9 protein-coding genes and 1 pseudogene are annotated in these 12,213 nt (G+C 62.2%); 2 read left to right on the forward strand and 8 right to left on the reverse strand.

All coding sequences use genetic code 11. The features are described 5' to 3' along the window. Positions 1-300: 300 nt before the first annotated feature. From EP30_RS04460 to EP30_RS04475, 4 genes are all read right to left on the reverse strand, one after another. Positions 301-780 carry a flavodoxin gene (locus tag EP30_RS04460; protein WP_140556528.1) on the reverse strand — a complete coding sequence of 160 codons (480 nt, stop codon included), beginning with the start codon at positions 778-780 and terminating at the stop codon, positions 301-303. A gap of 96 nt (positions 781-876) precedes the next feature. Next, a complete protein-coding gene (locus EP30_RS04465; RefSeq protein WP_158216902.1) occupies positions 877-2,400 on the reverse strand; it encodes an amidohydrolase family protein in 1,524 nt (507 codons plus the stop codon). A gap of 29 nt (positions 2,401-2,429) precedes the next feature. Beyond that, positions 2,430-5,774 carry an FtsX-like permease family protein gene (locus EP30_RS04470; protein ID WP_140556531.1) on the reverse strand — a complete coding sequence of 1,115 codons (3,345 nt, stop codon included), beginning with the start codon at positions 5,772-5,774 and terminating at the stop codon, positions 2,430-2,432. Positions 5,775-5,779: 5 nt separating this feature from the next. Next, positions 5,780-6,481 carry an ABC transporter ATP-binding protein gene (locus EP30_RS04475; protein ID WP_044088313.1) on the reverse strand — a complete coding sequence of 234 codons (702 nt, stop codon included), beginning with the start codon at positions 6,479-6,481 and terminating at the stop codon, positions 5,780-5,782. A gap of 232 nt (positions 6,482-6,713) precedes the next feature. Here EP30_RS04475 and EP30_RS04480 point away from each other — a divergent pair, with 232 nt between their 5' ends. Next, positions 6,714-7,334: a TetR/AcrR family transcriptional regulator gene (locus tag EP30_RS04480; RefSeq protein ID WP_094665343.1), complete on the forward strand. Its 621-nt coding sequence runs from the start codon at positions 6,714-6,716 to the stop codon at positions 7,332-7,334. A gap of 61 nt (positions 7,335-7,395) precedes the next feature. On the opposite strand, the pseudogene EP30_RS11275 reads toward EP30_RS04480, so the two are convergent. Then, positions 7,396-8,159, reverse strand: a pseudogene (locus tag EP30_RS11275) (substrate-binding domain-containing protein); the annotation flags it as partial. 77 nt (positions 8,160-8,236) lie between these two features. Then, positions 8,237-9,376 carry an IS30 family transposase gene (locus EP30_RS04490; RefSeq protein WP_258185373.1) on the reverse strand — a complete coding sequence of 380 codons (1,140 nt, stop codon included), beginning with the start codon at positions 9,374-9,376 and terminating at the stop codon, positions 8,237-8,239. Between the two features lie 226 nt (positions 9,377-9,602). Here EP30_RS04490 and EP30_RS04495 point away from each other — a divergent pair, with 226 nt between their 5' ends. After that, positions 9,603-9,788, forward strand: a complete 186-nt coding sequence (locus EP30_RS04495) for a hypothetical protein (protein ID WP_140556533.1) — start codon at positions 9,603-9,605, stop codon at positions 9,786-9,788. A 133-nt stretch (positions 9,789-9,921) separates the two neighbouring features. Here the strand turns inward: EP30_RS04495 and EP30_RS04500 are convergent, their stop codons facing one another. Together EP30_RS04500 and hemW are read right to left on the reverse strand one after the other, a co-directional pair. Next, positions 9,922-10,914, reverse strand: a complete 993-nt coding sequence (locus tag EP30_RS04500) for an aldo/keto reductase (RefSeq protein ID WP_140556536.1) — start codon at positions 10,912-10,914, stop codon at positions 9,922-9,924. Between the two features lie 95 nt (positions 10,915-11,009). Continuing rightward, the gene (gene hemW / locus EP30_RS04505; RefSeq protein ID WP_258185374.1) at positions 11,010-12,161 is read right to left on the reverse strand and encodes a radical SAM family heme chaperone HemW; all 1,152 of its coding nucleotides are present in this window, start codon (positions 12,159-12,161) and stop codon (positions 11,010-11,012) included. Positions 12,162-12,213 lie beyond the last annotated feature (52 nt).

The following is a 12,213-nucleotide window of genomic DNA, read 5'->3' on the forward strand; positions in this document are numbered from 1 at the left end:
GAGGCCAGTACAAGGCCAATCAGCCTCCGGCCTACTCACGGGGCACACCGTGGCAGTCAGCGAAGCGATCAGCAAGCGACTGGGCGGCGCGACGATTCCGATTGTGCCACCTCACGCCTCCGGACATCGTGTCAGGGCGGAGACGTTGGACGCGCTCATAGTCCTGTCGCCGGTGCGAATCTGCATATCATCCACCAGAGTGCAGTCGAAATCGGTATTGACGAGACCAATGGGGCCGCCGGACATCAATGGTTCGGCAACCCCATATGGCGTTCGCGGCGCGACGGCCGACTTTACAATTTACAAAGCCAGCCCCTCGGCCCACTTGGCGAGTTTGGTATCGCTCTCGTTTGCGCCCACGCGGCGACCCGGCACCCAATGGGCGGCGGGGGCCGAATCGTGCAACTGCACGCCGTCGGCACCGCGCGTGCTGGATCCGGAGGTCGCGAACGTGACGATGGTCCTGCCCTCCCAGTCCTCGCTTTCGAGGAACGTGCGCACCATGCGCGGCGCGGTCTCCCACCACAGCGGGTATCCGACGAACACCACGTCGTAGCCGTTCACGTCGATCGGAGTCTTCAACGCCGGACGAATGTCGCGGTTGCGGTGCACGACGCTGGTGCGGCTGCCGGAGTCACGCCAGTCGAGATCGGCGGCGGTGTACGGCTCGGCGGGTTCGATTTCCTTGAGGTCGGCGCCGATCGCGTGCGCGAGGCGTTCGGCGACCTCACGCGTGGTGCCGGTGGCGGAGAAATACGTGACAAGCATGCGCTTGGACATGATGCTTCCTTTCCTTCATCCCGATACGGGCAGTCTGTCGTTCGATTTCAGTAATACCCACCTCAAGCGCTCGAAGACAAACGCATGCGAGATCGATCAGCGCCGCCGGCCGGTGAAGGGCATGGGCCTGCGATGGGGAGCGACGGCCGTGCCCGCGACCGAGCCGTCGGGTTCGGACACGTCAGCATTGAGGTGGACGGTGAGCGGGCCGAATGGCAGACGCACGCGAATGTCGAACGAATGCCGCGTCCCGTCGCGCACGCCATCCCGGTAGGATGCCACGATTCCCATGACCTTCGCCTTGCCGTGGAACGATGTTCGGGTCGCGTCGTCGTAGGAGACGATCACGGGAATCGCAATTACGCCCACCGGCGAGTTGAGCCGCACGTCGTAGCGGGCGGTGAGTGCCGGGTCGTCGCCGGGGTCGGGCGTAAGACGCGCGGCGGCGGCATCGCGGACGGTTCCGGCTATCTTCGGGGCCGCCTCGTGCGGCGGAACGGGTACGCGCACGGCCACATGTCTGCGCGGGAAGAGATCGTGCAGGAGTCGCACATGCCACCGTCCGTCCCGCTTCACCGCGACATCCCCCGCGGGTTCGGAGGCCGCCCGGACCAAGGCCGGGATCCTCGCAAGCTTCGGGTTGATGGCGAGCGCGTTGCCGGTGAACGCCATGCACTTCTGCTCCTCGGTGAGCTTGTCGGTCCCCTCCAGCGCCCGAGCCTGACCGAGCACCGCCTCGATGGGCGTGTAGGGGGTGTCCGACCCGTACAGCAGGTGGGTGTCCGGCACATTGCGTAGAAGGTCGGCTAGCTGCTTGGGCTCACTGAATCCGGCGAGGTCGTAATACACGTGGGACATGGCGTCCATATAGTCGACACGGCGGTCCGGATCAGCGAAGCGCAGCATGAACGCAAAGCTTTCGAACCGGTCGGCGAGAATGGAAACGAACGCGCCGGCGTGCGGTATCACCCAACGGATGCTCGGGAACTTGACGAACGTGTCCTCCAGCACCATGTTGGTGAAGGCCCGCGTGGTTTCCACGAAGTACTCGAAAGCAGGAAGGGACAGGCCCTCGCATGCGCCAGGCACGGACACGGGCGGCGCGGTGGGGTGGACGATCACCATAGCGCCACGATCGTCCAGTTCGCTCATCACCGGGTCGAGCCGGGGGTCGCCGAGGTACACGCCGTGATGGTTGGTCGTCAGTCCCACGCCGTCAGCCTTGAGCTCGTCGAGCGCGCGCCGGGCTTCCGCCGCGGATGCCTCGGCCCACGGCAGTGGTAACGTGGCAATCAGACCGAACCGGGTTGGGTCCTCGGCGGCGATCGCCGCTCCCTGGTCGTTGATCTTCCGGGCCAGCCGCAGACAGTCGTCCATCTGCGGCAGGAAGACGTTCGGCGAGGAAAGCTCCAAATGCGCGTAGGCGATACCGAGCAGGTCCATCTTGTCGCGCTGCCAGTCGGGAGTCCAGTAGTCGGGCGTGGGATAGCCGTCCGGGTTGCCGGGATAATGCGCACGCAGGAATTCCAGGTACGCAGGCGGCAGGTAGTGCGACTGGAAGTCGACCTTGCCGCGGAAGCGCAGCGGAGCGGCATCATTCGATTCGACCGGATGGTTCATAGGTTTTCCTTTCTTCCTCCATTCCCGGCTCATTCCACGCTCTTCAACGCACCGAGCATATCCACGTCCTTGAGGCGGCGCCAGACCACCCAGCCGAGCATGGCGAGCACCACGACCACCACGGCAAGCGGCACGGCGAACGCAGACCAGGCGAGGGCCGGGTCGAACATGACCTCGTCGGGCGGCACCTCGGTGATGATGTAACGGTGCAGGACGGCCCCGAACCCGTATCCCGCCAACACGCCGAGCACGGACAGGATGATCGTTTCACGATAGATATACATGGTCGTTTCCCCGGTATGGAAGCCGAGCACCTTGATGGTGGACAGTTCGCGAATGCGTTCGGACACGTTGAGGTTGGTGAGGTTGTAGAGAATCACCACCGCAAGCAGCGCGGCCACCAAGATGAGCACCTCCATGATCTGGTCGAGCGAGTCGACGATCGTGGCCACCTGGTTCCTCATGGTGATGTTCTGCACCACGCCCTTGACCCCGTCCACAGTCATAAGGTCAGCTCCCTGCCTGTTGGCGTTGCCCACGGACGAATCCTTGAGACGGACCATGTAGGCGTTGGACTGGTAGTCGGCGTCGAACGCGCGACCGTAGCCACCGGAGGACATGAACATGAAGTGGCCGATGTACATTTCGGTCACGCCGTCCACGCGCACCTTGCGCTCCGTGCCGTCGGGATCCGTCACGGATATGGCATCCCCGGCCTTGGCACCGAGCATGTCCGCCATGCGTTCGGAGATGATCGCGCCTCGGTCGGTCAGGACCTGCGGGTCGTGCGAGACACGGTCGCGCAGGGTGATGTAGTCTCCGAAGTTGTAGGCGTCGTCGGTGACGATGAGCGTGATCGTCTGCTTGTCGCCCTGTTTGCCGGCGGTGGTGGTGAGCTCCTCGTAGCGGATCGGCGCGGATTGGTCGATCGCCCTGTTGCCGTCATCCCCGTCCGCCGGGGCGACGGCCTTGGATACGGCGTCGCGCTGGTCCGCGTTGTTGTCTGATTTCTCCGCCACGATCAGGTCATAATGAATTATGCTGCCGAACTGGCGCTCGCTGATTTGGCCGATCGACGCCTGTACGCCCAGCCCCGCGGTGAGCAGCGACACCGCGCCGGCCACGCCGAAGATGGTCATGAAGCCGCGAGACTTGTAACGGAATAGGTTGCGGGCCGTGACCTTACGGGTGAAGCTCAGGCGGTCCCACACGGGCGTGATCCGCTCGAGGAAGATCTTCGAGCCCTTGGCGGGCGGTTTGGGCAGAAGCAGCGCGGCGGGCCTCTCCTTGAGCTCGCGGGACGCGGCGATCCACGCGGGCGCCACGGCGCTCGCCCATGCAAGCAGAAACGCGGCGGCGGTCACGCCCAGATGGAAGTGCAGCTCGATGCGCGGCATGGTGAATCCGGAATCGTAGGCATGGTAGACAATGAGCGGCAGGATGGTGTGCCCGGCCGCCACACCCAGAACCGTGCCGGCTGTAGAGGCGGAGAAGCCGTAGACGAGGAATTTCTTCATGATGTCCGCGTTCCCGTATCCCAACGCCTTGAGGGTGCCGGAATTGGTGCGCTCCTCATCCACCATGCGGCCCATGGTGGTGAACGTGACCAGCGCGGCCACGAAGTACAGGAAGATCGGGAAGATGCGCGCGAGTTTCATGACGATGTCCGCGATGATCTCGTACACGCGATATCCCTCGGAGGTGAGTCCCTCACGCCGTCCGTCGATCGAGTACGCGGGCACTTCGAGGGTGTCCACCTTTTCGCTCGCCAGTTTGATCTGACGTTCCGCGTCAGCGATCTGCTTCTCGGCCTCGGGCTTGGCGTCATTGAATTCCTTGAGCTTCTGGTCGTATTCGTCCTCGGCTTTCTCGAGGTCGCGCTGGCCTTGGATCATCTGTGAGGCACCGTCGGACGCCGATCCGGATGCGGCCGTGGAGACGGCGTGCCCGAGTTCAGTCTGCCTGGATGCAAGCAGTTTTTGGGCTTCCGCGATCGCGGCCGCGTTCTTTTGGTACTCCTCGGATCCCTGATCGAGCTTGGCAGCCCCTTCGTTGAACTGTTCAAGGCCGCTGTTGTATTGGTTCAGCATGGCGTTGTATGTGTCCGCGGCCGTGTTCCAGTCGGCGAGCGCCTGATCGTACCGCCCCTTGAGGCTTTGGTATGCCCTGCCGGTTATTCCGGTTTTCTCCCATGAAGCTAGGAGACGGCCAGTGGCGTCGAGCGCCGTCTTGGATGCGTCGAGCGCCGCGCGGGCCACGGTGAGCTGCTTGCCGGCCTGATTGAGCTGCTGCCAGGTGAGTTCAAGACCGCTCTGGCCCTGATTGAGTTGCTGTGCGCCGGCGTCGAGCTGGGTTTGGGCGGCGGAGAGCGTGGAGTTGGCGGAAGCGATCTGCGCGGTGGCGCCGGCGAGTTCGGCGGCCGCGGAGGATGCCTGATCGACGGCGTCGAGCTGGCCTTGGGTAATCTGGTCCTTGCCGGATTCGATCTGCGCCTTGGCGTCGTCGAGCTGAGTTTGGGCGTCCGCGAGCTGCTGTTTGGCGTCGTCCACCTGCTCCTGCGCCTTGGCGATCTGCTCACGGCGTTCGGAGCGGATGGAGTCGCGGCGGGCGGCGGGCTGGTTGGCGAGCCGCCGGGAGAGCATGGTCTTGTGGTCCTGCACGCGGTCGCGGTAGGCGTCATCCCAGTAGTTCAGTCCGGCTGTGTCCTCAAAGGTGACGCGGCCGATCATTGCCACTGACGAGTCGAACGTGCCCGCAGTGACCACGGCGTATCCGTCAAGTTCGCCGGATCCGGCGGTGGACTGTCCCATGTTGAGGTTGGAGACGATGTCGCTGGCCTCTACGAAGCCGACCACGGTGAAGTCGGTCCGTCTGAGCACGGTGTCGCCGGCGAGGTCCGGCAGTTCGGTCACGCGGATGGAGCTGCCCACGGCGAACCGATCACGCTCCCCCGAGTCAAGCGCGATCTCCCCGGCCGCTTGCGGTAGTCGGCCCTCCACGACCTCATAGGTGGAGACGGTCTCGGGCAGCGAGTGGATACGAAGGCTGTAATCGCTGTCCGCGATCGTCACATCCTTGAAGTAGCCGAATTCGGCGTCCTTCACGCCGGCTGTTCCACGAATGATCGCCTCGTCGTCGGCGGTTAGGCCGTAGTCGCTGATCACGGTCACATCCGCAAGATTGTGCTCGTCGTAGAACGCGCGGCCTGTGGCCCGCATGTCGGGCGCGGTGGCGAACAGACCCACGAGGGCGAACGATCCTAGGGCCATGAGGCTCACGATGGAGGCGAACCTCCCCTTGGATTTGGCGAGGGTGGCACGGATGTCGCGCCACAGCATGCGTTTGCGAGGTCTGCGAAGCCTGCGAGACGTCATAGCGTTCACCATTCCAAGTCCTCGATGTCCATGGGGTGCTCGTTGACCTCGATGGATTTAACTCGCGCGTCATGCATGTGGATCACGCGATCAGCGATGGGCGCGATGGCGGAGTTGTGGGTGACGATCACCACGGTGGCGCCCTTGACGCGGCTCTGGTCCTGCAGGATGCGCAGCACCTGCTTGCCGGTGTTGTAGTCGAGCGCACCGGTCGGCTCGTCGCACAGGAGAATCTTGGGGTTCTTGGCCACAGCGCGGGCGATGGCGACGCGCTGCTGCTCACCGCCGGAGAGCTGCGCCGGGAAGTTGTCGATGCGGTCCTTCAGCCCCACATCCACGAGCGCCTGAACCGGATCCTGCGCATCGCGCACGATTTCGGAAGCGAGTTCGACGTTCTCCTTCGCGGTGAGATTCGAGACGAGGTTGTAGAACTGGAATACGAACCCGATATCGGTGCGGCGGTAGTCGGTCAACTGCCGTGCAGTGTAGTTCGAAATGTCTTTGCCGTCGATGATCACCTGCCCCTCGCTGTTGGTGTCCATGCCGCCGAGAATGTTGAGCACAGTCGATTTGCCGGCGCCGGATGCACCGAGGATGATCGCCAGCTCGCCTTTCTCGATGCTGAAGTTCACGTCGTTGTTGGCGACGATAGTGGCGTCGCCCATATGGTAACGCTTGAAACTATGCATCATTTCAATGTAGGCCATCGATACCACCCTCCTTTGAATAAACAACATGTTGATTCACTGCCATGATGATAAAGACGGCACAAAAGCCATGTCAACGAACGATTTCTGCCATTCTGTTCAAATTGAACAGTCTTATAAAATCCGTTCATTATGGCATTAAATGAACAGCATGTTGATAGATTCTGTTGTAGATTGCTATGATTCAGCAATAGCCGATCACACAACTCAACTCATACTTGAGGAGAAGCCCATGGCATCCGCAACCGGCAAACGCAATACGAAAACCGAAGCCAAAATCAAGTCCGCATTCACCACGCTGGTTAAGTCGAAAGGCTTCGAAGCGATGACCGTCAGCGATATCGCTCGAACCGCAGACATCAATCGCGGCACGTTCTATATGCATTATGTCGACAAGTTCAACCTGCGCCAACAACTCATCAACGACACCATTGACGATTTGACGCGCATTCTCGTCGAACGCGTCAATCCAACCGAACCAACGATCAGTCAAGCCGGCAAATCAGTCGTTGACGTATTTCAATCTCAATCCATCGCCAAAGCACTGCAATATGTGAAAAACGACTATGCATTCTTCGACGCGATATCACAATCCGGCAACGATATGTCTCTTTACGAGCGCTTCAAGGACGTGCTCAAGCGACTCATCATCACGCAAGCGAAACACCGAGACGCCGAACCACAAACCATCTACAACGGCATTCCGGCCGACTATGCGATGGAAATTCTCGTCTCCGCCGTCGCCTCTATCGTCTGGCTGTGGATTCGACGAGGATGCAAAGAATCCCCTGAGGAAATATGTCTCATTATCGAACACAACAAAACCACCGCACCGGCGGACATTCTGTGGTGACTGCGCTCGCGCCCAGGTCTGGCACATCGCGCTGTCATGGTAGTGCCATGTGGGACCCCGCTCACCGTGACCCATGGCTCGTATTCTTCGACGGATTCAACGGCGTGCGCTCGGAAGCGCGCAGTCGCGGACGACCCTGCACCACCTCGACCTGTGCGGGCGGCGGCTCACGGCCGGTGCGTTGGGCCTCGATCTGCCCATACAGCATGCGGAAGGCCCGCTCCCCCATCTCATGGAAATTCTGGGTGTAGCTGGTGAGCGCCGGTTCCCACATGGCGTCGAAGCGCATATCGTCGAACCCACCACGCTCACGTCATCCGGGACGCGCTGGCCCGCCTCGCGCAGCCCCTTCATCACCGCGATGGCGATCTCGTCGGTGGCGGCGAATATGGCGGTCACATCCTTGCGTGCGCCGAGCGTCCGCCCGAGCGAGACCGCCGCGCCGAGGTCGCCGAAGGGCGCCAGAATCGGTTCCAGAGCCTCGACACCACGCTCGGCAAGCGCATCACGCCAGCCGTTCGAGCGTGAGTTGTCGCCGGTCTCACGATCCCATGCGACATGGAGGACCTGCTCATGCCCCAGATCCAGCAGGTGCATCGTCATCCAACGTCCGCCGTCGCGCTCGGCGTTAATCACCTGATAGTCTCCGTCGCCAAAACCACCTCCCACCACAACGGACGGCACGTCCTTCGGCAGCCGCTTCAGCGCCTCGACGCCGGCCCAGCCATACTCATAGACGATGACGCCCGCCGGCCGCACGGACAGCCCCATACGCACGCGCGCCTCGACCGACCCCATGTCCGATTCATCCAGCGAAACAATGTTGGACGGATTTTAGTGGTGGTTGCAACACCTGAGTGATTGCCACCTTGAGTGGTGGTCTTTGGAATGGTGTGATCGTATCATGCGGCGTTGATGAGCTCGAGGATTCTTTCGCTGGGTTTCCTGTAGTCGAGTGTTTTGCGTGGCCTGTCGTTGAGTTCCTCGGCGACCGCGTCCAGGTAGTCTTCTGGGTAAATGCTTAGGTCGGTGCCTTTGGGGAAGTACTGGCGCAGGAGCCCGTTGGTGTTCTCGTTGGTGCCGCGCTGCCATGGGGAGTGCGGGTCGCAGAAGTAGACCTGCATGTCCAGGGCCGTCGAGATGCGCTTGTGCAGGGCGAGCTCGCTTCCCTGGTCCCAGATCAGCGAGTTGCGCAGGAGCCTGGGCAGGTGCCGCATTTTATGGATGACGGCCTGTTGGACGTGTTCGGCGTCGTGCCCGTCAGGCAGGTGCAGGAGGATCGTGAACCGTGTCGTGCGTTCCACGAGCGTGCCGATCACGCTTTTGTTGGCCGCGCCGCAGATCAGGTCGCCCTCCCAGTGGCCGGGCACCGCACGGTCCTCGACCTCGGCGGGCCTTTGCGAGATCATCACCATGGGTTCGCGGAAGCGGGGTTTGCGCGAGTCCGCCTGGCCGTGGGGCCGACGTCGGGCCCGCCCGCTCCTGAGGGCCTTGGCGATGTCCTTTTTCAGTTCTCCCTTGGCTTGGACGTAGATGGCCTGGTAGATCGTCTCCGTGCACACGTGCATGTCCTCATTATCCGGGAAGTCCGCCCGCAGACACCCCGCGATCTGCTCGGGGCTCCAATGCGCCTTCAGTCCGGAGCGGATGTAGTCGAGCAGGCCCGGCACCGTATGCACCTTCGCCGGCTTGGGCCGTCTGAGCCGGTCGGCGCTCATCTGCTGGGCCCGGTACGGCTCGTACATGCCGGTCGCGGGGTTCATGTTGCGCTCCAGCTCGCGGCTGACGGTCGACGCCGGACGGTTGAGCCTGCGCGCGATCGCGCGCACGCCCATGCCGGCCTTCCTCCAGTCGGCGATGCTGACGCGCTCGTCCTGGCTCAGATACCTCGAGCTGATCTTCCTGGGAACATCCACGGTGGAACGATACCAGTCCACCGATGGTTTCTCGTTCCTTCCCGTGAAACGTGTCCTTCCGTTGCGCCACACCTTGCCGGTGCGTTTGGACACGCCCACCGCCCGCGCGGCCTGCGTGAAGTTCATGCCCGCCTCGAGATGCTCGACGTACCGGCGGCGCCGCGCCGCGCACATCTGCGACCTCGTCGCGTACCCCACGCCCTCGAACACCCACCTGCCCACCTGATCCTCCTGCCGGTCGGTCAGGCGTTGCAACGATCACTAGAACCCGCCCTGCGGCAAGCTGGCTCGGGGGTATTTCGACGAATCGAGGATCGTCGGCACCTGCAATCTGCCCATCAACGCGGCGGCCATGGTCGCCGCCGATTTGGGTGCGTGCCTGTGCATCGACACCGGAGCAGCCTACGACGGCGTTCGGCCCCTCGCCTTGGCGCCTCCGATCGAGACCGGTTCGATCATCGTATGGAAGAAACAGGCGACGCCCTCATCGGCCGCAGCCGCGTTCATCAGGTTTCTTGGCGAGCGCGACCAGGCATGACCCAGGCATGACCGTTCGCATGCGCGCCTTCCCGAAAGGAAACGAACAAGGTGTGTGGCGGCAACCGCGGAACGGCTACCGCCACACACCTTCCTGACGTCATCCCTTCCAAACGTCGACCGGTATCCCTCGGTCAGTGATTGAACGCCATCACTCCCACCAGCTTGTGCGGCACGTACGGCTCTTCCAGATAGGCGATCTGCTCGTCCGTCAGTGTCAGGTTCACGGCGTCGATCGCGCCATCGACATGATGGGGTTTGGTCATGCCGACCACAGGGGCCGTGACCTTGGTGAGCAGCCATGCGAGCGACACCGCCGTCATCGACGTGTCATGCGCGGCGGCGACCTCAGCCACGCGGTTGACGATCACGTCATCCTGCGCTTCCGTGGCGTCGTACTTGGAATGCGCCACCTGATCCTCGACCAGCCGCTTGGTGGAGGCCGAGCCGGGCAGTCGGGACAGTCGGCCGGCGGCGAGCGCGCTGTATGGGGTCATGGCGATGTTGTCCTCGTGGCATAGGCGAGCCAGTTCGCGTTCGTCCTCACGGGCGATGAGATTGTAGTGGCTCTGGATGGACACGAACTTGGCCCAACCGTTGCGTTCAGCCAGATCGTTCATTTTGGCGAGCTGGTAGGCGTAGCAGTTGGAGATGCCGATGGCGCGCGCCTTGCCGGACCTGACCGCTTCGTTCATGCCTTCCAGAACCTCGGCCATATCGGTGTGATAGTCCCACATGTGGCAGATGTACAGGTCCACATAGTCGAGGTCGAGATGTTTGAGGCTGGCGTCGAGATTGTTCAGCACATGCTGCCGACCATTGACGTCGTTTTCGATCTCCTCGGCCGTGCGAGGCGGAAACTTGGTTGCAATCTGGTAGGCGTCTCGATCGGGTGAGATCGAACGCAGTGCGCGGCCCACGTACTCCTCGCTGGTACCACCCGCATAGCCGATGGCGGTGTCGTAGAACGTGATGCCGTGATCGAATCCATAGGCGATAATGGCACGGGACGCATCGGGATCCAGAATCCATGAATGCTGTCCCTTCGTCGAATCTCCGAATCCCATGCATCCCATGCAGATGCGAGATACGGTCACGTCACTGTTGCCGAGTTTCGTGTATTCCATAACGTCTCCTTTGCCGACACGACTTACTCTCCGCTTACGTACCCGATTATTCGCCTTCACGAGATTCGCGTCCAATGCTTCTCTTGTATGTCCGGTCATACACCAACGAGAGCGAAGCAATGCTCGATGACGGTGTCGTTGAGCAGACGGCCTCGCCGTGTCGGCACGATGCGGTCGTGCTCCATCGTGATCAGGCCTTCGTCGATCATCGGCTGAACGTCCTTGTACGTCACCGATGTCTGAGCGACACGGTTCAGCATGGTGAGGTCCAGGCCTTCGCGGATGCGCAGGCCCAGCATGATGAGCTCCTCGAGGTTCTCTGCCGGCGTGATCTCCTCACTGCCCGCCCATGGTACGCGGCCTTCGCTGATGGCGGTGCCCCATAGGCGCGGGTGTGCGATGTCCCACGAACGCAGGGCCTTCATATCCGGTATGTTCGGACGGGCATTGTAGTGCGAGTGCGCCCCGGGACCGATTCCCGCCCAGTCGACGTTTTTCCAGTAGCCAAGGTTATGTCGGCTTTCGTAGCCGGGCTTTGCCCAATTGGACACCTCGTACCATTCGAGACCCGCCGCCGTGAGCAGATCATCGGCGATCTCGTATTTGGATGCCTCATCATCATCGTCGGGTTTGGGCAACGTACCGGCGGCGATCTGCCGGCCCATTTTGGTGGTCGGTTCGACCGTAAGCGCATAGGCGGAGACGTGGTTCACACCCAGATCGATGGCGGTCTGCACCGATGCCCGCCAATCGTCGAGGCTTTCCCCCGGTGCGCCGTAAATCAGATCCACGCTGGAGCGCATGCCCGCGCGTTCCGCGGCACGAACCCCCGCTTCCACATTGGCCGGCGTATGCGTACGGTCCAGCGTGCGCAGCACGTGTGGAACGGCGGACTGCATGCCGAATGAGACGCGAGTGAATCCTCCGTCGGCGAGTGCTGCGATGTAGTCGGCATCCACCGTGTCGGGATTGGCCTCCGTGGTGATCTCAGCCCCATCCTCGATACCCCAGATGTCGCGGACGGCGGCCAGCATGCGGTTCAGATCGTTCGCGGGCAGGATGGTGGGTGTGCCTCCGCCGAAGAAGACCGTGCTTGCCGCAGGCTCGTGGATGCCATGCTCGAGCTGCCATCGTTTCACGATGCGCATCTCCTCGATCACCATGGTCGCGTAGTTGCCGCGGCTGGCTCCCCCGCCCAGGTCCCGGGCGGTATAGGTGTTGAAGTCGCAGTATCCGCAGCGTCTCATGCAGAACGGCACGTGAATGTAGATTTCGTAGGTCAATTCGACCCTTTCAACA

This window comes from Bifidobacterium sp. UTCIF-39, assembly GCF_006408715.1.
In the GTDB taxonomy this organism is placed as follows: Bacteria; Actinomycetota; Actinomycetes; order Actinomycetales; family Bifidobacteriaceae; genus Galliscardovia; species Galliscardovia tissieri.